Origin of the sequence: Pseudomonas sp. TMW22080, from assembly GCF_022496745.1 — a bacterium.
GTDB classification, from domain to species: domain Bacteria; phylum Pseudomonadota; class Gammaproteobacteria; order Pseudomonadales; family Pseudomonadaceae; genus Aquipseudomonas; species Aquipseudomonas bubulae.
This window is the reverse complement of record NZ_SCFF01000001.1, coordinates 673300-699257: the sequence shown is the minus strand read 5'-3', so window position 1 is coordinate 699257 and position 25958 is coordinate 673300. Positions and strand designations below refer to the sequence as shown.

21 protein-coding genes and 2 pseudogenes are annotated in these 25958 nt (G+C 58.9%); 7 read left to right on the top strand and 16 right to left on the bottom strand.

All coding sequences use genetic code 11. The annotated features are described in order from the left end of the window. Positions 1 to 6: 6 nt before the first annotated feature. The 6 genes from EQV96_RS03005 to EQV96_RS02980 all read left to right on the top strand — a co-directional run bounded on the left by EQV96_RS03005 (position 7) and on the right by EQV96_RS02980 (position 4801). Positions 7 to 1161 carry an ABC transporter permease subunit gene (locus EQV96_RS03005; protein WP_095018094.1) on the top strand — a complete coding sequence of 385 codons (1155 nt, stop codon included), beginning with the start codon at positions 7 to 9 and terminating at the stop codon, positions 1159 to 1161. A gap of 2 nt (positions 1162 to 1163) precedes the next feature. Then, positions 1164 to 2261, top strand: coding sequence for an amino acid ABC transporter permease (locus tag EQV96_RS03000; protein ID WP_095000505.1), 1098 nt, complete (start codon positions 1164 to 1166; stop codon positions 2259 to 2261). Further along, entirely contained in the window at positions 2258 to 3034 is a 777-nt protein-coding gene (locus tag EQV96_RS02995) for an amino acid ABC transporter ATP-binding protein (protein ID WP_095000504.1), read from the top strand. The genes EQV96_RS03000 and EQV96_RS02995 overlap by 4 nt, the downstream gene beginning before the upstream one ends. Then, positions 3031 to 3990, top strand: a complete 960-nt coding sequence (locus EQV96_RS02990; protein WP_240881252.1) for an isoaspartyl peptidase/L-asparaginase — start codon at positions 3031 to 3033, stop codon at positions 3988 to 3990. The genes EQV96_RS02995 and EQV96_RS02990 overlap by 4 nt, the downstream gene beginning before the upstream one ends. Before the next feature lie 65 nt (positions 3991 to 4055). After that, the gene (locus EQV96_RS02985; RefSeq protein ID WP_095000502.1) at positions 4056 to 4361 is read left to right on the top strand and encodes an NIPSNAP family protein; all 306 of its coding nucleotides are present in this window, start codon (positions 4056 to 4058) and stop codon (positions 4359 to 4361) included. 29 nt (positions 4362 to 4390) lie between these two features. Beyond that, complete coding sequence (locus EQV96_RS02980) at positions 4391 to 4801, top strand: SRPBCC family protein (protein ID WP_095000501.1); 411 nt, start codon at positions 4391 to 4393, stop codon at positions 4799 to 4801. Between the two features lie 557 nt (positions 4802 to 5358). On the opposite strand, the gene gudD is transcribed toward EQV96_RS02980, so the two are convergent. Together gudD and EQV96_RS02970 are read right to left on the bottom strand one after the other, a co-directional pair. Then, on the bottom strand, positions 5359 to 6708 hold the full coding sequence (gudD, locus tag EQV96_RS02975) for a glucarate dehydratase (protein ID WP_095000500.1): 1350 nt from the start codon (positions 6706 to 6708) through the stop codon (positions 5359 to 5361). A 13-nt stretch (positions 6709 to 6721) separates the two neighbouring features. Then, positions 6722 to 8062, bottom strand: a complete 1341-nt coding sequence (locus EQV96_RS02970) for an MFS transporter (RefSeq protein WP_240881250.1) — start codon at positions 8060 to 8062, stop codon at positions 6722 to 6724. Positions 8063 to 8382: 320 nt separating this feature from the next. On the opposite strand from EQV96_RS02970, the gene EQV96_RS02965 reads away from it, so the two are divergent. Continuing rightward, positions 8383 to 9093: a FadR/GntR family transcriptional regulator gene (locus EQV96_RS02965; RefSeq protein ID WP_240881248.1), complete on the top strand. Its 711-nt coding sequence runs from the start codon at positions 8383 to 8385 to the stop codon at positions 9091 to 9093. A 111-nt stretch (positions 9094 to 9204) separates the two neighbouring features. Here EQV96_RS02965 and EQV96_RS02960 read toward each other — a convergent pair whose 3' ends face one another. The 14 genes and pseudogenes from EQV96_RS02960 to EQV96_RS02895 form a co-directional block, all read right to left on the bottom strand. Continuing rightward, on the bottom strand, positions 9205 to 11538 hold the full coding sequence (locus EQV96_RS02960; RefSeq protein ID WP_240881246.1) for a tetratricopeptide repeat protein: 2334 nt from the start codon (positions 11536 to 11538) through the stop codon (positions 9205 to 9207). Positions 11539 to 11562: 24 nt separating this feature from the next. Beyond that, positions 11563 to 14049, bottom strand: coding sequence for a fused MFS/spermidine synthase (locus EQV96_RS02955; protein WP_240881244.1), 2487 nt, complete (start codon positions 14047 to 14049; stop codon positions 11563 to 11565). An 85-nt stretch (positions 14050 to 14134) separates the two neighbouring features. After that, positions 14135 to 15511, bottom strand: a pseudogene (locus tag EQV96_RS02950) (arylsulfatase); the annotation flags it as partial. A 345-nt stretch (positions 15512 to 15856) separates the two neighbouring features. Beyond that, entirely contained in the window at positions 15857 to 16054 is a 198-nt protein-coding gene (locus EQV96_RS02945) for a hypothetical protein (protein WP_240881243.1), read from the bottom strand. 99 nt (positions 16055 to 16153) lie between these two features. After that, entirely contained in the window at positions 16154 to 17164 is a 1011-nt protein-coding gene (locus tag EQV96_RS02940; protein ID WP_240881242.1) for a hypothetical protein, read from the bottom strand. A 77-nt stretch (positions 17165 to 17241) separates the two neighbouring features. Continuing rightward, positions 17242 to 17634, bottom strand: a complete 393-nt coding sequence (locus tag EQV96_RS02935) for a hypothetical protein (RefSeq protein WP_240881241.1) — start codon at positions 17632 to 17634, stop codon at positions 17242 to 17244. Between the two features lie 333 nt (positions 17635 to 17967). Further along, a complete protein-coding gene (locus tag EQV96_RS02930) occupies positions 17968 to 18309 on the bottom strand; it encodes a hypothetical protein (RefSeq protein ID WP_240881240.1) in 342 nt (113 codons plus the stop codon). A 29-nt stretch (positions 18310 to 18338) separates the two neighbouring features. Further along, on the bottom strand, positions 18339 to 19172 hold the full coding sequence (locus tag EQV96_RS02925; RefSeq protein WP_240881239.1) for a Rha family transcriptional regulator: 834 nt from the start codon (positions 19170 to 19172) through the stop codon (positions 18339 to 18341). A 152-nt stretch (positions 19173 to 19324) separates the two neighbouring features. Continuing rightward, positions 19325 to 19948, bottom strand: coding sequence for a hypothetical protein (locus tag EQV96_RS02920; protein ID WP_240881238.1), 624 nt, complete (start codon positions 19946 to 19948; stop codon positions 19325 to 19327). 518 nt (positions 19949 to 20466) lie between these two features. Further along, on the bottom strand, positions 20467 to 21762 hold the full coding sequence (locus EQV96_RS02915) for a tyrosine-type recombinase/integrase (protein WP_240881236.1): 1296 nt from the start codon (positions 21760 to 21762) through the stop codon (positions 20467 to 20469). A gap of 217 nt (positions 21763 to 21979) precedes the next feature. Then, positions 21980 to 22198 (bottom strand): annotated as a pseudogene (locus tag EQV96_RS02910) (arylsulfatase); the annotation flags it as partial. Positions 22199 to 22249: 51 nt separating this feature from the next. Next, on the bottom strand, positions 22250 to 23335 hold the full coding sequence (locus EQV96_RS02905) for an HAD family hydrolase (RefSeq protein WP_232527599.1): 1086 nt from the start codon (positions 23333 to 23335) through the stop codon (positions 22250 to 22252). Continuing rightward, positions 23332 to 24384: a BatD family protein gene (locus tag EQV96_RS02900; RefSeq protein ID WP_240881235.1), complete on the bottom strand. Its 1053-nt coding sequence runs from the start codon at positions 24382 to 24384 to the stop codon at positions 23332 to 23334. The genes EQV96_RS02905 and EQV96_RS02900 overlap by 4 nt, the downstream gene beginning before the upstream one ends. Beyond that, a complete protein-coding gene (locus tag EQV96_RS02895) occupies positions 24381 to 25958 on the bottom strand; it encodes a VWA domain-containing protein (RefSeq protein ID WP_240881234.1) in 1578 nt (525 codons plus the stop codon). The genes EQV96_RS02900 and EQV96_RS02895 overlap by 4 nt, the downstream gene beginning before the upstream one ends.

The window sequence follows — 25958 nt, the reverse complement described above, 5'->3', positions numbered from 1 at the left end:
TCTGTGATGTCGACCCATCGTTCGCCCAATCTGCGCCTGTCGAGCGTGCTGCAGCAGGGGCTGGTACTGGCTCTGGTTGCCGCGGTGTTTTATCTGCTCTCCAGCAACGCCGCGCTGAACTTGAAGAACCTCAATATCGCCTCGGGATTCGGTTTTCTGTCCCAGCGCGCAGGCTATGACATCAGCTTCTCGCTGATTGATTACACTCCGGATGCAACCTATGCCCGCGCCTATCTGGTGGGCTTGCTCAACACCTTGCTGGTGTCGGTGCTGAGCATTGTGCTGGCGACCCTGCTGGGAGGTGCGCTGGGCATGGCGCGCGTCTCAGACAACTGGCTGATCAAGCGCCTGAGCGGCACCTGCATCGAATTTTTGCGCAATGTGCCGCTGGTGGTGCATCTGGTCTGGTGGTACGGCCTGGTGCTGGCGCTGCCCGGGGTCAAGCACTCGGCCTCGCTGTTTGGCGTGGTGTTTCTGAACAACAACGGCCTCACTCTGCCCTGGCTCGAACAGGGCAGTGTGGTCGGCTGGGGGCTTTTCCTCATGCTGCTGGGCACGTTGCTGGCTTATGTGTTTTGTCGCTTGAAGGAAGCCCGCGGGCCGTGGCGCGGTTTTGCCTGCAGACGCTGGCCCGCGCTGTTGGCCGGGGCGGTGCTGCTGCCCGTGCTGGTGTATGCCTTGAGTGATGCCCATGTGCAATGGGAAGTACCGGTGCAGCGCGGTTTCGGTTTCAAGGGCGGAATCACCCTGGTGCCGGAGATGCTTGCGTTATGCCTGGCCTTGTCGTTCTACAGCGCCAGTTATATCGCCGAGATTGTGCGTGGCGCGATTGAGTCGGTACACCGCGGCCAGTACGAAGCGGCCAGGGCGCTCGGCTTCAAATCCGGTTCCACAATGCGCCAGTTGATCGTCCCCCAGGCCATCTACCCGATGATCCCGCAGATCACCAACACGTACCTGAATATCGTCAAGAACTCTTCACTGGGGGTGGTCATCGGTTTTATGGAACTGGTGTCGTCCACCGGCGGAACAACCCTGAACCAGACCGGCCAGGCCATTGAATGCATCGCGCTGGTGATGGGCACTTACTGCCTGATCAGCCTGGTGATCTCCCTGGGGATGAACATCTACAACCACCGTATCGGCCAGAGGGGGCACTGAACATGACCGCAATGAATCAGGCACTGGCAGTCCCGCTGGCACCGCCGCGCTTGCCCTGGGTACAGCGCGCCGCAGCCTGGAGCCGCAGCCAGTTGTTCCCCAGCGTGGGCCACAGCCTGCTGACCCTGGGCGTGCTGGCGCTGCTGTGCTGGTGCATTCCTGCTGCGCTGAACTGGCTGGTATTCGATGCCACCTTCATCGGCAGCAGTGCCAAAGACTGCAACCCCGGCGGCGCCTGCTGGTTGCCGATTACCCAACGCTGGAACCTGTTTGTGTACGGCTTCTATCCGCAAGCCGAACAGTGGCGGGTAAGCCTGGCACTGGTGCTGGCAGGGGCGGCGTTTGTCTTGCTGTTTTTCAAGCGCCTGGACCGTCGCCTGCTGCTGGCGTATCTGGCGTTGCTGCCGATCGTGATGTGGTGGCTGCTCAAGGGCGGTGCCGGTTTGCCCGAGGTGTCTTCGACCAAGTTCGCCGGGATGCTGGTGACAGTATTCCTGGGCACCGCCGGGATGATTTTCGCGCTGCCGCTGGGGATTTTGCTGGCGCTGGGCCGACGTTCGAAATTGCCGGTGGTGCGCATGCTTTGCGTGCTCTATATCGAGCTGGTGCGCTCGGTGCCGGTGATTTCGCTGCTGTTTATGGCTTCGCTGATGATTCAGCTGTTCCTGCCGCCGGATTCGGCCTTCGACATCCTCTTGCGGGTGCAACTGGTGCTGATCCTGTTTACCGCCGCCTATATGGCTGAAACCCTGCGCGGCGGTTTGCAGAACCTGCCCAAGGGCCAATACGAGGCGGCCATGGCGCTGGGTTTTGGTTACTGGAAAACCATGGGCCAGATCATTTTGCCGCAAGTGCTCAAGCAATCCATTGCGCCCTTGCTCACGCAGTTTATCGGCCTGTTCAAAGAGACCACGCTGGTGATGATCGTCGGCGTACTGGACATCGTCGGTATCGCCATGAGCACCGCCGTCGCCCCGGAATGGGTTGAGTACGGCCACGAAATCTACGTCTTCCTGGCGATCTACTTCTTCGTCATCTGTTTTGCACTGTCGCGCTATGCCCGACACCTTGAACAACGTATGGAGCAAAGCCGCTCATGATCAGCAAACCCAAGGCTGATGCCGCCGCAATGGTACGCATCGAACAATTGAACAAGTGGTTCGGCAATGCCCATGTGCTGAAAAACATCTCGCTGAATGTCCATGCCGGGGAAAAAGTAGTGATCTGCGGGCCTTCGGGCTCCGGCAAGTCAACTCTGATCCGCTGCATCAACCAGCTGGAACAACACCAGCAGGGCCTGGTTGTCGTGCTGGGCGAGGAACTTGACGGCAACCTCAAGGGGCTTGAGCGCATCCGCCGCCAGGTGGGCATGTGCTTCCAGCACTTCAACCTGTTCCCGCACCTCACGGTGCTGAAAAACTGCACGTTACCGCAGACTTCCAACCTGGGCGTGCCCGAGGCTGAGGCCATTGAACGAGCGCTGGGCTTGCTGGACAAGGTCAAGATGCGCGACCACGCCAACAAGTTTCCGTCGCAGTTATCCGGTGGTCAGCAGCAACGAATCGCCATAGCCCGGGCGCTGTGCATGCAACCCAAGGTCATGCTGTTTGACGAGCCGACCTCGGCCCTGGACCCGGAAATGATCGCGGAAGTGCTGGACGTCATGACCGGCCTGGCCCAGGAAGGCATGACCATGATCTGCGTGACCCACGAAATGGGTTTTGCACGCAAGGTAGCCGACCGCATTGTCTTTATGGATCAGGGTGAAATCATTGAAGAGGCCCCCCCGGAGCGGTTTTTCTCAGCCCCTGAATCACCTCGAACCCAACGTTTTTTGAGCCAGATCATCAATCACGGAGTGCATGCCCAATGACCCAATCCATTGCGATGGCCTTGCATGGCGGTGCCGGTGTGCTGATGCCCGGTGTTTTGACCCGCGAAGACGAACAGGCGATCCACGCAGCACTGCTGCAGGCGCTCAAGGCGGGTGTCGATGTCCTGGAAAAGGGAGGCAGCAGTCTGGATGCGGTACAAGCCAGTGTGGTTGAGCTTGAAGAGTGCCCCTGGTTCAACGCCGGCAAAGGCGCGGTGTTTACCCACAGCGGTGACCACGAACTGGACGCCGCGATCATGAACGGGGCCAACCTGGAAGCCGGAGCCTTAGCCGGCGTGCATCATGTGCGCAACCCGATATGCGGTGCGCGGGCGGTGCTGGAGCATAGCGAGCATGTGCTGCTGGCCGGTGCCGGGGCGGACTTGTTCCTGTCCGAACAGGCGGGTCTCGAACATGTCAGCAATGACTGGTACGACACGCCTTTGCGTCGTCGCCAGTGGGCTGCGCAACAGCAGCAACCGGAGACGGTGTTGCTGGAGCCGGGAGGTGTGGAGAAAAAATTCGGCACTGTGGGGGCTGTCGCCCTGGACCGTCACGGCCATGTAGCAGCAGCCACCTCCACCGGGGGCATCACCAACAAACGCTACGGCCGGGTGGGTGACTCGCCACTGATTGGCTCCGGCACCTGGGCGGATGACCGCAGCGCGGCGATTTCGGCGACCGGCCACGGCGAGTTCTTTATGCGCACCGTGGTGGCCCACAATATTGCATCGCGCATTCGCCTGGTGGGTTCGAGCCTGGCAGACGCCTGCGAGCAAGTTGTACAGGGCGAGCTCAAGGAGCTCGGTGGTAACGGCGGCGTGGTCGCCGTGACACCGGGCGGCGAGACCGTGCTGAGCTTTAATACGCCGGGCATGTACCGCGCCTGGCTGGATACTGACGGCGGCCTGCACACCGCCATTTATGCCGAGGACGACTGCCTGCATCGACTTTGAGTGAATTGACCCGCGGGGCGGCTGGAGATTAGTCTCGATCTCCTTTCGCCCCGTGGAATGCATCGATGATCACCTGCTACCTGCGTTACGTGATTGACCCTTACCAACTGGCCGAATTCGAGGCCTATGCCAAAGTCTGGATCCCGCTGGTAGCCAAATTTGGCGGCCAGCATCACGGTTACTTCCTGCCCTCGGAAGGTGCCAATAACATTGCTCTGGCCATGTTTACCTTCCCCAGCCTCGCAGCCTATGAAGACTACCGCGAACGCTCAAAAACGGATGCCGAATGCATTGCCGCGTTCAAACTGGCTGAAGATAATCGCTGTATCCTGAGTTACGAGCGCAGCTTTTTCAGGCCGGTTTTCGACTAACCCCCACTTCTTCAAAGAGGCATGCCCCTATGGCAACTGCATCCGCATTTATTGATATTCCCGCTTCACCCGATCAGGTCTGGCAATTGATCGGTGGTTTCAACTCGCTGCCGGACTGGTTGCCCCTGGTTGCCGTCAGCGAAGCTGGCGAAGGCGGGCGCTTGCGCCATCTGCAGACCGTGGATGGCACGGTGATCGTTGAGCGCCTGCAAACATTCGACAATGCCGGCAAGACCTACAGCTACTCCATTGTCGAGGCGCCGTTTCCGGTGACCGACTACCTGGCGACCTTGCGCGTTGAAGCGCTGGGCGACGGCGCCCGTGTGACCTGGTCGGGGCAGTTCACCCCGGCAGGTGTAAGCACTGAAGCTGCCGAAGAGCTGTTTACCGGGGTCTATCAGGGTGGGCTGGCGGCGCTGAGCGGCAATTTCGCAGGCTGATTTGTTGTGGGAGCGGGCTTGCCCGCGATGGTATCGACGCGGTTCGACGGGCACACCGCAGCGCCTGAATCGCAGGCAAGCCAGCTCCCACAGGGCATGTTGTGCTCACATAAATGAGGTTTGCCTGATCATTATTGTGGGAGCGAGCCTGCTCGCGAAGGTATCGATGCGGTCTACCAACTGAACCGCGTCGCCTGAATCGCTCGAGCCCAGTTCCCACATTAAATGCAAGCGCAAAAGTGGGTTGAAAATACCCGTTATCCGTGCCGTGATGGCCATTTCAAATCAACTAAATCTTAAAAAGTGTGGCTATTTAATGACTTAGGTCAGTATTGCCTTGAAATAAAATGTGCAGAATCACTTGTTACTGATTGTTACGATAGGGTAAGATCGCCCTGCGTTCACCTACCACGGTTTATGCATTTTTAAGCCCCAAGTTTCCATCAGCTACTTGGGCTTTTTTTTGCCTGAAATTTGATATTGGATCCAATTTTCGGGCAATAAAAAGGCGCCAATCGCTGGCGCCTTGTTGCAGTTGCCACGCTCTAATAAGCGACTCAGCGCACCAGGCAGGGTTTTTTGTTGTCGTATTTCCAGCCGGGAATCATGTACTGCATGGCCACGCTGTCATCCCGGGCACCCAGGCCCATGCCTTTGTACAGTTCGTGAGCCTTGGCCACGGCGTCCATGTCGATGTCCACGCCCAAGCCAGGCTTTGTCGGAACCTTGATATGGCCGTCGACAATTTTCAGCGGTTCACGGGTCAGGCGCTGGCCGTCCTGCCAGATCCAGTGGGTATCAATGGCGGTGATGTCCCCCGGCGCTGCAGCCGCAACCTGGGTGAACATGGCCAGGGAAATGTCGAAGTGGTTGTTGGAATGCGAGCCCCAGGTCAGGCCCCATTCGTGGCACATCTGCGCAACGCGTACCGAGCCCTGCAGGGTCCAGAAGTGCGGGTCGGCCAATGGGATGTCCACGGCCTGCGATTGAATCGCATGGCCCATTTCGCGCCAGTCGGTGGCGATCATGTTGGTGGCGGTGCGCAGGCCCGTGGCGCGGCGGAACTCGGCCATGACTTCACGCCCCGAATAGCCGTTTTCGGCGCCGCAAGGGTCTTCGGCATAGGCCAGTACCCGGTGCTGGTCGCGACACAGGGCGATGGCTTCCTTGAGAGACCAGGCTCCATTAGGGTCCAGAGTGATGCGGGCATCGGGGAAACGCTCGGCCAGTGCAGTGACCGCTTCGATTTCTTCGCCGCCGCGCAGCACGCCGCCCTTGAGCTTGAAGTCGTTGAAGCCGTAACGGGCTTGTGCCGCTTCCGCCAGGCGCACGATGGCCTGTGGGGTAAGGGCTTGTTCATGGCGCAGGCGTGTCCAGTCATCGCCATCCGCTTCACTGCGGTAGGCCAGATCGGTGTGTTGACGGTCGCCAATATAGAACAGATAGCCGAGCATCTTCACGGCATCCCGTTGCTGGCCTTCACCGAGCAAGGCGGCTACCGGCACGTGCAGAAATTGACCGAGCAAGTCGAGCAGGGCGGCTTCCATTGCCGTCACGGCGTGGATGGTGATGCGCAGGTCGAAGGTTTGCAGGCCGCGCCCCGCCGAATCCCGTGCGGCGAAGGTGCTGCGCATGGCGTTGAGGACAGCCTGGTAATTGCCGATGGGCTGGCCAATCACCAGGCTACGGGCGTCTTCCAGGGTTTCGCGGATGCGCTCGCCACCGGGCACTTCACCCACGCCGGTATTGCCGCTGCTGTCCTTGAGGATAACGATATTGCGGGTAAAGAAGGGGCCGTGGGCGCCACTCAGGTTGAGCAGCATGCTGTCATGGCCCGCCACCGGGATCACCTGCAGGCTGGTCACGATCGGAGCTTGGCTGGCGTGGTGTTGATGGTCGGCATTCATGGTCTGGTCCTTGTCAGGCAGTTTGCAGGGCGGTGGGGGTCACGGCCGTGGGTGTGGGTTTGGTTTTGGCAAAGAGCACAATGAGTGCCGCAATGATCGACGTGCCGGCCAGGCCATAGAGCCCGCCCTGGATCGAGCCTGTGGTTTGTTCCAGAAACCCGAAGGTGGTGGGGGCGACGAAGCCGCCGAGGTTGCCGATGGAATTGATCAAGGCAATGACTGCCGCCGCGATACGTGCATCCAGGTAGCCTTGGGGAATGGGCCAGAACAGCGCCGAGGCCGACTTGAAGCCGATGGCGGCAAAGCAGATGGCGATAAACGCAAAGATCGGCCCGCCGGTGGTGGACATAAACATGCCGATGGCGGCAATCACCAGGGCGGCCGCCACCCAGGCCTGCTGGAACCTGAATTTGCTGGCCAGCGAGGCAAAGGCATACATGGCAATGATTGAAATCAGCCACGGGATCGAGTTGTAGAAGCCCACCTGGATATCGCTCAGGTCACCCATTTTTTTGATGATGCTCGGTAGCCAGAACGTGGCCGCGTAAATGGTCAGCTGGATACAGAAGTAAATCGCGCAGAACAGCATGATCTGGCGGTCCTTGAGCAGCATGCCCAGGGTCGGCTTGACGGTGTTGGCGGCATCGCGTTCACGCTGTTCGCGGTCAATTTCGTTAACCAGCGCATCTTGCTCTGCAAGGCTGAGCCATTTGGCGTCATGGGGTTTTGAGTCCAGCCAGAACCACACAAACACGCATAGCACCACCGAGGCCATACCTTCGATGATGTACATCCACTGCCAGCCGTGCAGTCCCATGCCGGTGATTTGCAGCAGCAGGCCGCTCAGTGGTCCCGAGATCAGCGAGGCCAGTGCCGAGCCGCTGAGGAAGATGGCAATCGCCTTGCCGCGTTCGGCGCCCGGCAGCCAGCGGGTGAAGTAATAGATCACGCCCGGGAAGAAGCCCGCTTCGGCGACGCCAAGCAGAAAACGCAGGATATAGAAGTGGGTTTCGTTCTGGATAAAGGCCATCAGGGTGGCGGTGATACCCCAGGTGAACATGATCCGGGTGAGCCAGATGCGGGCGCCAACTTTTTGCAGCAGCATATTGGACGGCACTTCAAACAGTGCGTAGCCAATGAAAAACAGCCCCGCACCGAAACCATAGGCGGCGGCACCAATGCCCAGATCGTGCTCCATGTGGCTGCGTACGAAGCCGATGTTTACCCGGTCGATGTAGTTGACGATAAACATGATGACGAAAAGTGGCAGTACATGCCTCTTCACTTTTTGGATCGCGCGCGCCAGGACGGGGTCGTTGGCGTACGCAGCAGACGGATTGCTGGAAGTGTTCACAATTCAGAGCCCCACTGATTATTTTTATGCGGGTTGTGTGTGCTGCAGATGGCTCTGCAGTTGCCAGACATCATACGAGTTGGTTTTTTCCCTAGCAATGCCATGAAACAAACGAAAAAGTTATAAAAGATGCAGCTTTAGATACCTTTTATGAGGTTTTATCGCTGTTTAGAGCGTTTTAAAGCCTGATGTCAGGTTCGGAAACGTATCTACCTGGGGGCAGAGCTCGTTCAAAACCCAAGGTTTACTGAGATTTATATAGCTTGTCATACATGTTGGGGTGCTAGTATCAAGCGGTCTTGTACGAATGGATTTGCCCCATGCATGACCCCCAGAATGCGCCGCTGCGCAAGCGTTCACCGGGCCTGGCCCACGACATCGTGGCCGAGCTGACCCAGCGAATTTTGCTGGGCCAACTGGCGCCCGGCGAGAAGCTGCCTTCCGAGTCGGCCATCGTGCGCGAACACGGTGTTAGCCGCACGGTGGTGCGTGAAGCGATTTCAAAATTGCAGGCATCCGGGCTGGTCGAAACCCGTCACGGCATTGGTACCTTCGTGCTTGAGCGCGATCCGCGCCAGGGTATCCACCTGAGCCGTGATACCGCAGCCAGCGTGCGCGGTATCGTCGAATTGCGCCTGGGCCTGGAGACCCAGGCTGCGGCGCTGGCCGCGAGGCGGCGCACGGAGGAGCAACTGCTGCAGATGCGCCAGGCGCTGGATGACCATCAAAGCTCACTGGCCAACAACGACAGCAGCGTCGAGCCGGACCTGCGTTTCCACCAGTTGATCGCTCAGGCCACGGGCAACGCTTATTTCACCGATATCATTGCCCAGTTGGGGCGTTCGGTGATTCCGCGTACCCGGATCAATAGTGAAGAGCGCGGTGATGCCGATCTCAAGCAGTTGGGGCAAATGGCTGTGCTGGAACATGAGGCGATCTTGCGCGCGATCCGCCGTCAGGACCCCGACGCCGCCCGCGCTGCCATGCTGCTGCATTTGAGCAACAGCCTGGAGCGCATGGCGGGGGAGTGAGGGCAAAGCAGATCTCTCCCGGAGGGAGAGGGGGCTAAAGGCAAAAGCAGATATGAGTAACGCCATCAATCAGCTCCCTCTCCCTCCGGGAGAGGGTTGGGGTGAGGGCTGTCACTTCAACGCCATATCCTCAGGATTGATCTGTTTCCAGGCTTGCAGCACCACCTGCGCTTTGGGCTCCTGGCCGCTGTCGAGGTAGAACTGGATCAACGCCAATCGCGCATCGCGAAACGCCGGCTGGCGCTTGAGCAGTTCTTCCATTTGCGCGCAGGCCTGTTCGAGCTGGCCGCTCTGGTGCAGGGCCACCGCCAGCACATAGCGGTACTGGCTGTTGTCCGGTTCCAGTTTTACGGCCTGCTGCAAAGCTTTCATCGCTTGTTCGGGCTGGCCACCGCGAATCAATGCCAGCCCCAGGCTGTGTTGCAACAACGCTGCCTGCGGTTGTGCCTTGATCGCGTCGTTGAGCAGGGTCGAGGCCTCGGCACTGCGCCCACTGGCCTCCAGCCATTGGGCCAGAGTGACCAGCGCCGGGTAGAAGTCCGGGTCGCGCAGCAGGGCGGCGCGCAGTCTGGCCTCGACCTCGGCATTGCGCCCGCTGGCCTGATACAGCATGGCCAGGTTGAGGTTGGACTCGGCCCGTTCGGCCAGGCTCAGCTGCACGCTTTCGTATTCACCGATGGCCTTGTCCCACGCCACTTGATTCGTGCCCAGGCCATTGCGCGCAGCGCCCTGCAAGTTGCGCGCGGCGATGATGCGCACTGCACGCACGCTGTCACTCAACAATGGGCTGAGCAACGCGACCCGCTCTGCCGGAGGCAAGAAAGCGCTCACTGCCCGCACCGCGCTTTCACGCACTTGCGGGGCAGGGTGGTTGAGGTCCTTGCTGGCCAGTTGCAGTGCGGATTCGCTGGGGTAGTTGGCCAGTTCAGCCAACAACGTGGCGCGTTGAATCGCTGGCAGGTTGCTGCGCCGCAATTGCTCGTAGAGCGCCTGCGCAGCACCCGGCCGGCCGCCGCGGATCAGCCACAGGCTTTCATCGTACCGGGCTGCTTGCGGTGCATCGTGGGCGGTCCAGAGCTTGAACTGCTCCGTCACCCTGTCACCGGCCTTGCCCTGATGGCAGCCCAGGCAGGCATCCGTTGTGCCCAGGGCTTTGGCCCGCACCGGGTTGGGGATGCTGAAGCTGTGGTCATGGCGATAGTCGTTGCCCATGTAGAACTTGCCGGGCATATGGCAATCCACACATTGCGAGCCCGGTTGGCCTTCGGCATGGCGATGGTGGTCGATGGCGTCATAGTTCTTCGCTTGCAGGCCCTTGCCATCAATCCCGGCAATGGCTGCTTTGCCGGCCGTGTTGTGGCATTGCTGGCACAGTGCATTGCCCGCTGCCTTGAGTTCGGTGCTGTGGGGGTTGTGGCAGTTGCTGCAACGCACGCCCTTGTCGAACATCTTGCTTTGCAGGAACGAGCCGTGTTCGAACACCTCGTCCTTGATCTTGCCGTCCAGTGCGTACAGCTCGCGGGTCAGTACGCTGGGCAGGTAGTCGTCCATCAGCCGCTTGCCCACGGTAAAGCCATCGCCCAGCGGGGCGCGGCGGGCATGGCAGCGGGCGCAGGTTTCGAGTTCTACCGTGGCGTCCTTGCTTTTAAGGTCGACGTCAAAGCCGCTGTGGGGCAACGGGTTGTTTTCCGTGACAGCACGCAGATGGCTGGACGCCGGGCCGTGACAGGCCTGGCAACCGACGCCGAGACTGTTCCATTGGCTGTTGAAGCTGTTGCTGGCGGCATCAAAGTTACGTTTGTAGCCGGTGGTGTGACATTCGACGCACATAAAGTTGGCGTTCTGGTTCGGTTTGCTCCAATGCAGCGGGTTCTTGAAGCTCACCCCCTGGCCTGGGTACAGATGGAACCAGCGGTGTTTTTCGGTATCCCAGGCCACCCCCAGGGCTTGCAGTCTGCCGTCGCCAACTTCGATCAAATACTGCTGCAACGGCGCAATGCCGAAGGTGTAAGCGACCTTGAAGTCGGCGGGTTTGCCATCCAGCCCCGGCGTATTGACCCAGAACTCGTCGCCCTGGCGAAAAAACCGGCTGTTTTCGCCTTCGCCCTTGAACGTGGCATTGCTGAAGTCGGCCAGTACGGTCTGCGGCGCGGCCACCTGCATGGCCAGTTGATGATGAGAGCCTTGCCAGTCCTTGACCTGGGCGTCGTGACAACCCTGGCACTGTTGCTCGTCGACCATCTGCGCCGGGGCGACGGGCTCGGCCACCGCAGCCGTGGCCAGCACCTTGGGCTCATACACCGGCGCCGGGCGGCTGAGATAAAACCATAACCCGCCCAGCACCACCAGCAACACGGCAGCGCTTACGGGTAACAGGTAACGGCTCATCAGGGTGGGGCGCGAATCAGGTGGGTTTGCAGCTTTTATAGTTTTAGTTTTGGGCATTGCGACTTCCGTATCCAAAAGGCTCTAGCGTTCACCGACAAACCAGCGGTAATAGGGGTTGGCGCCATCGCCACGCATTACTTCACGGATATCCCGGCTCCATGCCTCGCGGTCGCCATCATAGGCATGCAGGCTGGAACGGTAAAACTGCATCAGGCGTTGCTGTTGGCTGTGCATGCGCTCGACAAACTCCGGGGCGGCGTTGAGCAACGGTATCGGTTGGCGCAGATCGAGCAGCGCCGGCAGCACCCGGCTGATTTCTTTGCTGCGCACCCACGGAGCGTACTCGATACGCGGTTGGTCGTCCGTGACGGCCGGCGCATCTGCAGCAAAGCGCACCAGCCCTTCACGGTCGGTCACCCAGGTTGCCAGCAGTGCCGCTGGCGAAGCGACGCCCACATCCTGCAGGGCGTTGCGTACACCCGGTTGCCCGAAACGGGCGCTGATGCGCGCGGCATCCAGTTCAATGGGCTGCAATGAACCCACCAGCAGCATTTCGTGAAACTCGCTGGTCCATAGCGTGGCGTAAGGGAATACGTCGAGAAAACTGCGCACCAGCGAACGCGAGTCGTCGATATTCTGCGTCGGCAACGGCAGCCATTGCGCAACTATCCCTTGCGGGTGCAGGCGCTGTGCAGCCAGTTGATAGAAGTCCCGCGAGTACAGATTGACTACGCCGGCGGCGGAGGGCGGTGGTGGTTCGAGGGTGATCAGGTCATAGCGCTGTTCGCTGCGCAGAAGTTCCTGGCGACCGTCGCGCAAACGCACCTGCAAGCCGGGGTTGGAAGCCGCAGCGAAGTTGCCTTTGAACAGGGTTGAAGCCTTGACCACCGAGGGCAATAACTCGGCCACCACCCGTTGTTGCAGTCCCGGGTAACTCAACAGGGCCCCGGCAGTGATCCCGGTGCCAAAGCCGATCACCAGCGCCGAGCGTGGTTCGCCGTTGTGGATCAACAGCGGCAACAGGGCCTGGATACGCATGTAGCGCAGTGAAGGCATGGCATCACCGGTGTTGGACACGCCCTGGATATACAGGCGATGGAAGCGGCGTTCACCCTTGCCCTGGGCCACGACGGCGACGGTGCCGCCGCGACCTTCCTGGTAAAACACCAGCTCACCGTTACGGGCTCCGGGCAGCAGTTCGGCGAGGCGCTCAACCGGCGTTAAGACGGCTACCAGCAGCGCTGCCAGGCTGAACGCAACGACTGCCTGGCGATGGCCTTTCTTGACCCGGTGCCCCTGCTGTACCGCGATCAAACCTACTGCAGCGGCGATGACTGCCAGCATGCCGAGCGTATGTACCAGCCCCAGCCAGGGGATCAGGACAAAACCGCAGAGGGCAACGCCGACGATCCCGCCCAGCGTGTTGAACGCCACGACTGCACCGACATCCCGCCCGATCCGGCCGGGGCCGACGCACAGGCGCAGGGCTATCGGGAACGCTGCGCCCAACAGCAACGTAGGGATAAACACAATGCTCAGTGCAGCCACTGCGAAGCGGGCGCTCATGCCCAGCAACACACTGCCACCCAAGGCCAGTGCCGCAGTCTCTGCCTGGGTTTGCAGCAGGATCAGCCAGCGTCCGAGCAGGGCAACTTCCAGCAGGGCAACCAGTCCGGCCCCGGCAATCAGCAAGGCAAACACACCCCAGGGATCGCGTAGCCGATCAACCCGTCGCGCCATCAGGCTGCTGCCGATAAACAGTCCGGTCAGGTAAGTGGCCAGCACCACGGCAAAGGCGTAGGTACGGGTGCTCATGAACTGAACGATCGATTGCGACCAGACCACTTCGTAGCCCAGTGCCACACCGCCCGCGATGGCATACAGGGCCATGGCCAGCCGGGCCGGATTGTGTGCCGCGCTGGTCGCCACCGGATCGGCGACAATGGTGTGCTGCCCGCGTTGCAACCACAGGGCACCCGCGGCGGCAATCAGGTTGAGTACGGCGGCTACAACGGCACTGGCGAAAACACCGAGGCTGGCAATCAGGATAAAGGCGGTCAGCAGAGTGCCGACAATCGCCCCGCCGGTATTGGCGGCATACAGGCGGCCACCGGCCTGGCCCAGATGTTGCGGCTCGGATGCCAGTGCGCGTATCAGCACTGGCAGCGTGCCGCCCATCAAGAGGGCGGGCAGCCCCACCAGCAGCAATGGCAGCAACCAGGCGGGCAGGCCGATCCGTTGTTCGAGCCAGGCAAATGGCGCCGCGGCCATACCCAGCCCCAGCGTGGCGCCGATGCCGAGCACGGCCACACCCACTTCAAGGCCCGCATATAACAGCAAGGGTTTGCCCAGGCGGTCGGCGCAGCGGCCAAACAGCAGCCCGCCAAGGGCCAGCCCGGCAAAGAAGGCGCTGATGCCGGTGGTGATGGCGTACACCTCGACACCGATCACCAGCGACAGTTGTTTGATCCACAGCACCTGATAGATCAGGGCGGCAGTACCGGAAATAAATAGCAGCAAGGCAGTGGCAGACAATGCAGTACGGCTGGGCGGTAAGGGTGACGGCATTGCGCGGGAGCCTTGTGCAGAAGGAATTCGGGAAGGAGTCGTTACCCCGTGTGGGAGCGGGCAAGCCCGCTCCCACAGGGCAGGTTTACTGCGCTGGCTGATTTTTCATTTTTTCCGCAATCTTGGCGTCTACCGCTGCCCGTACCTGATCGATACTGAAGCTTGGCGGCTTCTGGCTTGGCGGGTAATCGACGAAGGTTTCCAGGAAGTTGGCCGCCTTCATGATTGCCAGTTCGTTCAAGTAGACGTTTTTCGTGCTCCAGTCGTAATACTGATCGGAGACCACGTCAGCCCGTTCGAACGGGTCCATGCGCAGGTTGAAGATTTTCGGCACCCGCAGGCATACGAAAGGTTCGCTCCAGACCTTGAAACCGCCCGGTTCGCGTTGCTCGCAGAACACCACTTTCCAGTTGTCGAAACGCATCGATACCAGCATGCCGTCATCGTTGAAGTAGTAGAACTCGTTGCGGTTGCCCTTGGGTTGTTCGCCGGTCAGGTACGGCAGCTGGTTGAAACCGTCCAGGTGTACCTTGAAGTTGTTGCCACCTGCCACCGGGGCCCAGCCCTTGAGCAACTTGTCTTTGACATCGGCATCGCCAGCCACCGCGAGCAGGGTCGGGAACCAGTCCAGCCCCGAGAACATCTCGTTACTCACTTCGCCAGCCTTGATTTTCCCCGGCCAGCGCACGATCGCCGGGACACGGAAGGCACCTTCCCAGTTGGAGTTCTTCTCGTTCCGGAACGGCGTGGTGGCCGCGTCCGGCCAGGAGAACTGGTTCGGCCCGTTGTCGGTGGTGTAGACCACGATGGTGTTGTCGGCGATTTTCAGGTCATCGAGGGTTTTCAGCAGTTTGCCGACGTCGCCGTCATGCTCAAGCATGCCATCGGCGTACTCGTTGCCGGGCATACCACTCTGGCCCTTCATCGAGTCGCGCACGTGGGTAAAGACGTGCATGCGCGTGGTGTTCATCCACACAAAAAAAGGCTTGTCGGCCTTGGCCTGCTTTTCGATGAACTCCTGCGCGGCCGCGGTGGTTTCGTCGTCGATGGTTTCCATGCGCTTGGCGGTCAGGGCCCCGGTGTCTTCAATCTTGCCGTCGGCAAAACTGTGGATCACGCCACGGGGCGAGGTGGCCTTGACGAAAGCCGGGTCATCCTTGGGCCAGTACGGGCGTTCGGGTTCTTCCTCGGCATTGAGGTGGTAGAGGTTGCCGAAAAACTCGTCAAAACCATGATTGGTCGGCAAGTACTCGTCGCGGTCGCCCAGGTGGTTTTTACCGAATTGTGCAGTGGCGTAGCCCTGGGATTTGAGCGCCTGGGCGATGGTGATATCGCGCTTTTGCAGGCCTACCGGTGCTCCCGGTATGCCGACTTTGGACAGGCCTGTGCGCAGCGGCGTCTGCCCGGTGATAAACGACGAGCGCCCGGCGGTGCAGCTGTTCTCTGCGTAGTAGTCAGTGAACTCACTGAGGTGGCTTGGAGACCAGATGGGGTGGGCACCATAGCATGTGGCATCACCATTTGATACTGCCTTGTCACACTCTATGAGCCGCTCTTGGGGTCCTTATCGTGCGCCCGTGCCTGAGCCTTATCGTGCGCCTGCGAGGGTCCCTATCGCGCCTATGTGCGCCTGAGGGCCTACGGGGGTAAACCCAGCCATAAGGCATTAAAGGTGGTCACTCACATTTTTCTCCCAGATTCTCAAAGAGGACCTCAAGGGTTCTTTTCGATCATCGGTAAGGCGCTCCTGTGTGAAATCTCGTGGGCAATCACCCTGCTCAGTTATCAGATTTCACACAGGAGCGCCCTAAGGAAAGGTCATTGAGACCAACACTGCATCATTATCACCTATTGCCGTCATGGCCTCAGAGAGGACCTCAGCGATCAACTCAGCGAGTCCTTCAGGTACAGCAAGGCCGGACATCACAGCGACCAATGCTATGGTCTTCCAGAAGCTCTTTGAGCCAAGGACTGATCGCATTACTTTGATGGTCATTGTCGTCACGGTTTACCTCCTTTATACGTGATGAAATAACGTAACACTAAGAAGACCCCAGAGGACCCTACGAGAGGTCCTTTGAGGCATTCGTTATTGCGTCACACATTAGGCCAGGCTGACCCGAGTGATCATAGGGAAGTCGACCAATTCAACTTGGAGTTTCTCTTTAGGGTCGGCAGGGTTTGCCAGCTTGAGCTGCACCTTGGCCTGAGCCACGACATCAGCCACACCAATGACCTCAACGTCCCACGCCATAGCGTTAGAGTTACGGGTCGCATGGATCTGCCACACAGCGCCATTGGAGTCCTTACGGAAGCTCAGCGAGGCCATGCCCTTAGGCAACATAAAGATGCCCATGTCTGCACCCGAGTAGAACTGAGAGCCACAGCCCAAGAGGTCCTCTACATCTGACAGGCCAGCACGCTGAGCAGCACGCTCAAGACCAGCAACTTCTTTGGCAGGGATCAGCAACACGAAGTCAGACAGCGAGGTGCCGACTGCTTGGTTGATGTTCATGGTCAGGCCGTCAATGATGTCCTCAGCGCGTTCGCGTGGGTTCTTAGAGAGGCCAGTCAGGGCCTTGGTCTCGGTCGATGGCGAGGTGAGCAGGATCTTGGCAATGGTCGCACCACAGGACAACTCAAAGTCCTTCAAGAGCTTGTCAGCGGTCTGAGCCAAGCCATTGAGAGTGAAGCCCGACATGATGTGGTGATCCAAGAAGGTCTGACGAAACGAGAACAGCGCAGCCTGAGGGGTGGCCTCACAGAACAGGAAGTCGCCAGCGACAGCTTCACCTTTGACGAACGATGAGTTGTCGTAGATGGACTTGCGTGGGTCGAACTCGACACTACGATCTTGCATCAGAACGATCTGCTGGGTGGTCGGCTCGGTGCCCTTAGGGCGGAACTCACATGGGATTGCTTCTTCAGCACCTTCTTCCCAGTCACCACCGTTGAAGTACTCATCGAGGCCTTCGGTCAGGGTCTTCACATAGGCCGCTGCATCAGTGCCTGAGCCATCCTTAATGGAGGCCCCTGTGTTGAACTGAATGGTCCCACCTTGTTCGGTGATAGCGGTCGACCAAGTGGTTGGTTTTTCGTATTGGAATGGTTTCATGTTTGATAATCTCCTGAATTGAATTCTGTTTATGGAAGCCCCAGAGGGATCTCAAAAGGCTCCTGTACGGTCAACTGTTAGTTGCGACGAGCTGCACGGATGTTGTTCCCGTGTTCCCGGATAGCCGCAGCGCGCTTCTCTTTCTCTTCACGAGCACGGGCCACCTCAAGTCGGGTTGGCGGCGCATAGGAAGCAAAGCGGTCGGCATGGAACTTGGCATCACGTTGGCGAGCAGCTTCACGCTGGGCAGCCTCATGGATCTCTTGGCGGGCCACTGAGGTTTGATCAGGGAATGCTGAGGTACTTAGGCCAGCCTCCATGAACTGCTTGATGATCGAGGTGATAGCGCCGTGGTTCTTGCCCACAGCAGCCAGTAGCCCGGCCAGCATCACGCCTTCAGCATAAGCCTTGGTCACAGTTTGACCTTGAATGGTCAGGGTCTTATCGGTGTGTACGATGTCGAGTTTCATTTTAGGTTCTCCTTTGAGGAACCCTTAAGCCAAGCCTTGCCGCCACGATCACATGACCAATGGGAAAAGGAGACCCGCATGGGATCAACAAGGCTTGCTTAAAGGTATTGGGTTTGAGTGTGTTCACAGTCCTTGAGTGGATCATTGGCGGGGACTGTAGGAATGCCTCTGTGCTGAATGGCGGACAGCAAAGAGGTTCCGGTGTGGTGCATAGATTGCCCACTACTGACGCTTAGGGCGCCTCGTGGGACTTTGAGGAGACCATGGGTGACTGATTCCCGTGGCCTTAGTGAGGGTTTTTACGACACCAATGTTTACTGGCCCAAAGGGACCTCAGCAAGCATCCTTGTAGGCCACGACGATTGGCTGATTAGACATCGGGATCTGTAGGTCACAGCGGATCAGAGTCTTGAGTGGCAGACCAGCCTCAAGGGCTTCTTTGAGAGCGCCCGTGAAGGACGTACCCATAGTGCGATCGGTGTATGCATAGACCACATCCATGTCATAGATGGTGCCCAACTCAGGACAACGAGAGCGGCCCGGGGCGGTAGCCTTTGTGAGTGCTGTGCGTAGCTCAATGAGGCGGGAGCGGCGCGGCTTAATGAAGAACTGATTGATGATGCTCAAATCAGCTTCAGTGGGGATGGTCTTACCGTAGTTCGTAGGGGTGGTCATTTGGTTCTCCTTGAGGTGGACGTAAAGGATCAGTGAAGACTGCGTGTTGTCATGCCTTCGGTGTTGTCACCTGTGATAGCGATCGTATAGCCATGCTCATCGACTACAGCCTTAGGGCGGCTCGCTTCGAGGACCGATGCGTTGATCTCACAGGCATTCGCTGAGAGCCACTCTGTGAGGCCCTTAGAGGTGACCTTGAAGAGATGCCCACCGTTGGCCTTGACGATCAGATTAGAAGGCTTGAGCACAGTCACATAGCCCTTCTTGACGTAGCTCGGGTTGATCTCAGTGTGCCCGTGGAGGTTCTTTCGGGCCTTCTTATAGCGGATCATCAAGGCCATGAGCTTGTCAGGGTGATCAATGCCAGCGAGTCGACAGGCCTCACGCCAGCTATAGCCAACTGAGCGACCCTTACGGACGTGCTCTTCGTAGGCTGGGGCCATTGCATCGACTCGTGTTTGTAGGTCAATGAGGGTCGCAGTGATGGCCTGAGAGGCGAACGCTGGGTTAGCTGCTTGCTCCAATTCGATCCATCGACCAATGACTGTGTAACGCAATGCAGTGTCGTAGCCGGTGATGAGCGTGAAGACCAGATGCTTATTGAGGACCAGCATTCGATATTGCTTACCTCGGTTCTCAAAGGTTCCTTCAGTTGCGTCTACGTCCTTACTTTCAATTTGGCTCCTCAGATTTGAGGCGCGAGATTTGTTGACCAGTTCAATTTGGCTCCCCAGATTTGGGGCGCGAGATTTCATGACCAGTTCAATAGCCCGGTCTGCATCCCGAAGTACATGGTCGTGTCGCTTGCCTGTCATTGCGGCAATCTCAACGGTGGTCATGGTGATCGTGTTCAAGGTGGTCATGGTGTTCTCCTTATGTGCTCAAGGTTCTCTCTTAGAGGTCCTCTTTGAAGAGGGTGATATTCATCACAATCCCTCTCTCAATGAGACTGGTCGATAAGTGGTCGATGCTCCTCCTCAGAGGGCCCTAAAGTTTTCTTTTATATATTCCGTCGTTAAGCCTGAGAGCCCCGGAATAGAGCCTCCGCGCTCACTTCAGCTTCAACTTCAGCCTTCAACTCTGGGTGTCGGTCCACGTAGGAAGCGATGCCATGGGCAGCATGTCGAGCGGCCTTCGCCACACGCTGGGCAGTCCTCAAGCTGATCTCCTGAGTCTTGCAGACCTCCGCTGTGATGTCCTCAGCGAACAAGGCCCCGATCACTGCCCTGGTCTTCACGTTGATCTTGCCGTTGCTAATGCCAGCACTGGTGATGATCGACCCTTTGATGATGTCGTCCACCCAGGGCAGTAAGTAAGGAACTGCGAGGAGGTGCATATAGGCAGCTACTGGATTCTTGAAGGCGGCCTTAGGGCGACCACGACCACGCACAGGCTCCTCAGAGATGACTGCTTGAGCATCAGGCGCAACGACTGGGCTTGTCTTCAAGTGGTCCTCAGCGAGGCTCTCACAGGCTTGACGCTCGGTGGCCCATGCCTTGAACTGGTCCTCTTTGGACTTGGGGAGAACCATCGTGTGGCTCTTTAGGATCTGCCCGGTGATTGGGTCAACGTGAAGGATGATGCCGGTGTCGTGGTCAACGTGGCGATGATGTGGTCCGGGTTGGGTGAGCAAGGTCATGGTGTCCTCCTAAGGTCAGTTGGTGTGCTGTAGCCTTAGTGAGGGTATTTAACGCCACCCCGTATTCATTGACCCAAAGGGCTCCTTAACGAACCGATGTTTCCGGTTTGTTCACACATCTCGGTCTATCGTTTGCCGATAGGCTTGCTCTACGCCACTGGTGCAGGCTAAACGAATGGAAGCTATGCAAAATTTGCACACCTCACCGTTGGAGCAGGCTCATAGCTTCAAATGCCATCAGTCTTTCCAAAGAGAAACCTCGCAGGCCCTTAGGAAGGCTTACATCCTTGAGAGATGGAAGGCCCTCAGGGACATTAATACAGAACTTCTGTATCAATGGTCCAAGTGATACCGCTATGTACCCAATGAGCAGCCATTGGGCTCTTTAGGTAGACTCATGGCTTCAAATGCCATCAGTCTTTCCAAAGAGAAACCTCGCAGACCCTTTGAACGGTGAGCATTTGCAGCTCCAGCAGGGTCTACATATTTTATATAGACCGGGCGGGTCCCGATCGGACTCACTTCAAGGCCACCTTCAAGGCCTCAGCCATACGCCCCACTTCAACTGCACTCCCCGCACCATAGAGGTCATAACTAATCGACCCCGACGAGTGCCCAAGGATTGCCTCAGCGGTCCCCACAGGCACCTCAGCGGCCTTCAAGGCTCCAGCCAATGAGTGTCGCAAGGAATGAAACGATAGGCTCGCCTTGCCTTTGTCTAACCCAAGGGTCTTCTTGATGAACCTGTTGAGCCTCTCTTGGGTCGCTGAGCGTGAGCCGCTACAGAACAGAGCGTTGCCTTCAGGTGACCCAGCAACAAACTCAAGGAGGTCTTTGAGGTCAAACCCGTAGGCCTCATCGGTCAACGGCACAACCCTAAGGGAACTCTTTGTCTTCACTGACTTACCATCATCAGCATTGATGCTCACGACCCACTGACCATTGACCTCAACGATGTCCTTACGGGTCAACTGAAGGACCTCAGCGATACGGGCACCTGTGAGAACCCCTACAGACACTGCCCAGCGGGTCTCATCGGTCACAGGCAACGAGTTGGTAGCAACCATGAGCCGAGCCACTTGGTCCTTAGAGAACGCTCTACGGGAGCTGTCAGCATCCTTGGTCAACTTAAGTCCTTTGTCGAAGCTCTTATCAAGGTAGCCATTGTTCACAGCCCATGACATGACAGTTGATAGGCGAGTCAATAGCTTGTTCACAGTGGAGCCTTGACGATCAACCATGAGGGCACCTTTGAGAGCAACCATATCCGCCCGAGTGTGCCCCTTAAGATCCAACCCAGCGAAGGCCCCCGAGAGCGTCTTACAGACAGAATGGATATCCCGCAAGGTGGCAGGCTCAACGTTGGCCTTATGTTCCTCTATGTAGAGTGTGGAGAGCTCATTGAAGGTGATACCCGAAGAGGTTCCTTGAGAGGTTCCTTGAGATGCGCTTACAGATAGGGACACACAAGGAGAAGCATGTGAGTGGGGTGCCCCAAGCTCAGTGACCAGATCAGCCAGAGCCCCAGAGTCACCATGAAGACGACCATGAGCAGCCTTGAGTACCTCTTGAGCCTTAGAGAGCCCTTGTTGCTGAGTACTGGTCATTGCCATTTGGCTTGATGCTTTCCTAAGGTTATCGCTTAGATCCCCGTAGATCGACTCATAGGCGACCAGAGAGCTATCACCATGTGCCATGGTCAGGGCTTCCTCTGCGATAACGTAGAGGTGATCGCGTAGCTCATCCCAAGTTGCCCCGGTGTTGTCCAGATGGAACACAGCGAGAGCCGAAAGGATGTCCTGAGAGATGGTCATGGCTGTGGCCTTATCGTTGGTCAGCAAGGAGACCGAATGGTAACCCGTAGAGGACCCTTGGGGACGCAGCCTGAGGTAGTAACGACCAGACCTACGATAGTGGTAAGGCTTAGCTAAGGCAGTCTGTAACAGCTTTGGTGCAGTTTGAGGGATCATCGAGGTTGTCATATGGATCAGGCCCTTTGTCTACTGGGTGATCTCTTCGGTCCTCAGAGTTGTCAGTGAACATCATGCCTTCTTTGGCAATCCGGTCGATGTTGGGGGTTTTGTAGCCCACCACACCCATGGAGTAGGCGCTGATATTGGACTGGCCAATGTCATCACCAAAGATCACCAGGATATTGGGTTTTTCGGCGGCCACGGCGGTGGCGGACAACGCCATCACCGAAGCCGCCACGAGGGCTAGCCGGGGGAACCACTTGGCTGTTCGAGTCATGCAACTTGCTCCTTGTTGACCTGGTTGGTGCACTGCTGACGGCTGTTTTTCTTATTGCTGTTGCTCGTTGGCACTGGTCTCGAACGGGTAGATCCGTCGCCATTGCGACGCCATATCGACGATAGTCCAGTCCTGCTGTTTTGCCTGATCGAGCGCCTTGTCCAGGCGGCCGATTTTCGAGTCCTTGTCATAGGCCCATTCGCGTTTGGCGTCGGTGTGATGCACCAGCCCCATCAGGCGCGGGCCGTCGCCGGCGGCGGTCCACTGGAGCATCTGCAGGTCGCCGTCGGAGTTGCCGAAGGCGAGGATCGGTCGGCGGCCAATCACGCTGTCGATACTTACCGGCTTGCCGGGGCCGTCATCGTTGTGGGCAATTTTGGCGGTGCGCAGGATTGACGGTTTGCCGTCCTTGACCTGGTATTCGGTGACAAACGTGGAGCCGATCACGTGCTCTGGCGGTATGCCATAGACCTCTTCGGCAAATACGCGCATAAAGCCGGTATCGCCGCCGGACACGATGTAGGGCTTGAATCCCTGGCTGCGCAGGTAGGTCAGCACTTCCAGCATCGGCTGGTAGACCATTTCGGTGTAGGGCTTGCCGCTGGTGGGGTGGCGTGCGCTGCTTAGCCAGCGCTGGACGTTGTCGCGGAACTCATCGGTGGTGAGCCCTGCGTGGGTCGTCATGAAAATGTTCAGCAGGCCCTCCATGCCGCTTTCGGCCAGGGCCTTGTGGTCGTTTTCCAGCACCGCCTTGAACGGTTGCTGGTCTTTCCATTCCGGGTGTTGGGGGGCCATGCGTTTGATTTCGTCGAAGGCAAACAGCTCCTCGAAATAACCAGGTTGCTCGCTCCACAGGGTGCCATCGTTGTCGAACACGGCGATACGCGCTTCGGGTTGTACAAAGCCCTTACTGTCTGGCGTGGTAACCGTCTCGACAAATTCGATGATGCTTTTTTTCGCCGGCCCTTGGTTCCAGGAGGGCAACGGGTCGGCAGCCAGGGCGAACAGGGGCAGGGCGAATAGCAGAGTCGCTGCCGTTCTTGCTGAGATCCTTTTGCTCCAGTGGGAGCGAGTCTGCTCGCGAAGGCCATTCGCGAGCAGGCTCGCTGCCACGGCTACAGTTTTTTGTTTATTCATTTTTGGAAGTCCTTTTCATGTCTTGGGTTGAGCGGGCGCAAACCATAGTTTTTGCGCGGCGGGCGGTTGTGTTTCCACTGACGCATGGCATTGAAAGCGTGGAGCAAGCGCCGCCGGTTCACAGAGAGGGCAACGGCCAGCAGCAATAACCCGATGCCAACCAGCAACGTGGCGGGCAGCCGCAGCCGGGTGGGTTGGCCCATTTGCCTGAGGTCGTCAACGATCGAGAACACCGGGGTGTAGCTGCTGCTGGCTGTGGCCTTGAAGGTGACGGCCGGGAGTTCGCCGAAACGGATTTGGCGGTTCACGCTGTCCCACCATTTGACGCGGATTGCCGGCAGCTCGAAATCGCCTTCGCGCTCGATGCGATAACTGATCCGGTCAATGCGCTGACCGCCATTGAAACCGCCCCGGCCGTCGTCCAGATTGCTCACCTGCGGGGTCTGCGGGTAGGCACCGAGTCCGGCCACCGAGCCCCGGGGCGGAGCGGGCAGGGCCAGCCCCGGGGTACCGTCGGCCTGTAACGTCACGCTGCGGGTCAGGCTGTCACCCACCTTGAACGGGCCGCCTGGCGGGGTCAGGGTCTGGCTCAGGCGCAACGCGCTGGCCACCAGTATCGGTTCGCCGGGGCTGAACCCTTCGGGCAGACTGGCACGAAAGGTCAGCACCGGGGTTTGCCCCGACAGCTCATGGCTGGCCTGCGCCGGGGTCGCGCGCACTGTCAGTGGCGCGATCGAGAACGCTTGCGCCTGCGTCGGGGTGATTCGATAGGTGTAGCGCAGGCCGCTGAAGGTCTGGCCCTGAATCGTCTGCGACAGGTGCCCGGCCTCACCATTGGGCGGTGTCACATCGGTACCGTCCAGGTTCAGTTCGGGTAATGACGCACCACGGGTGAACCAGCTGTCGGTGAGCACATCGACCTGCAACTGCAAGGTCTCGCCCACCACCACGGCATCACCCGGTACCAGCCGGGCCTGCACCAACAGTTGCGGTTCGTTGGCCTGTGCCAGGCCGACGCACATCAGCAGTACCAGAGCGCAGGGCTTCATGGCGCCACCTTTTGGTCTTGCAGGCTGAATTTTTGCCGCAGGAAATTGGCCGGAGAGGTGGTCAGGTTTTGCAGCCATTGTTCGTCGCTGGCCGCCTGCGGGGTTTGCAGCGGTTTGCTCTGGCCTTTGCCTGGCGGTTTGTCGAATTTGATCGCGTCAGGTTTGACTTCGGGGGTGTTCTGCTCGGCGCTGTCGGTATCTTTTTCCAGGGCAATGGCCAATGCCAGGTTGGCACTGGCTTCGGGGAACTGCGGTTGCAGGGCCAAGGCCTGGCGATAGGCGGCAATCGCCTGATCGAACTTGTAGCGGCGTACGTAAATATTGCCCAGGTAAAAGTACGCCGGGGCGGTGTTCAACCGGGCAAAGCTGGCCAGTGCCAGATCGAAATCGGCGGCGTTATAAGCTGCGATGCCTTTCCAGTAAGGATCGACAAATAACTCGGCTGCTGCGGGGTAGTGCTGGTGCTCAAAGGCCCAACGCCCTTGCTGATCCCGGGTGAAGAAGGCATCGGTCAGTGCGTTGGCCTGCGCCGGTGACGGTTGCAGGGCCAGCCCTGCGCCCAGCAGCAGAACGGCGTTCCAGTTGAGGCTCCAGCCACGGCGCACCGAGAACCAGGCAAGCAATAGCAGGGGCCCGCATAACCAGTAACCGGCGTCTTTCCATTGCAGCTCGCGCTGCTCGTCGCTGGCGGCCTGGAAGTGCTGCTGGGCGTGGCCTTCGACCCAGTCCAGATCATCGTTGTTTATGGTCAGGCTGCCCAGCGGTGCATTGGTGGCCGCGGCCAGTTGCTTGAGCGCGGCGCTGTCGAAGCTGCCCAGTTGCGGGCGACCGGAACTGTCGGTGCGCGGTTGGCCGCTGGCATCACGAATGATCCCGCCATTGCTGCTGCCCACTGCCAGTATCAGCACTTGCAGGACACTGCCCGGCAACAGGGTTTTAAGGCTGTCCAGTTGGGTGGTGTCGGCACCGTCGGTGATCAGCAACAGGGTGCCGGGTGCTTTCTCGGCCTGTAGCAGGCGCTTGGCCTGTTCGATCACCGCCGCCACGTTTTTGCCGGGCCGGGCGATCAGGTCGGTGCCCAGGGCCTGGATAAAACTGTCGAGCAGCGCCGGGTCGTCGGTGGCGGGCAACACCAGATGGGCGCTGCCCGCGTAGGCGATCAGGGCCGTGCGGGCACCGCTGCGGCGGGCAGTCAGGTCATGCAATTTGTGCTTGGCGGCTTCCAGCCGGGTGGGCTGCACATCGCTGGCATCCATTGACGGGGACAGGTCGAGGGCAATGATCAACGGCGCGCGGTTTTGCAGGAATGCCGGGCGGTCCTGTTCCCAGGTGGGGCCTGCGGCCGCAATGGCGCCGATGATCAGCAGGGCAGCGGTCAAATGCACCGGGCGCAGGCGGTGGCTGTCGGGCGGGGTGACCAGCAAGTGTGGCAACAGGTGGGGAGCGATGATCGCCCGCAAACGCCGTTGCTGGTCATGGCTGCGGCGCCACATTAGCGGTAGCAGGGCACCCACAATCGCCAACAACAGCCAGGCCGGGCGCAGAAAGTGGAAGTCACTCAGGTTGATCTCCAT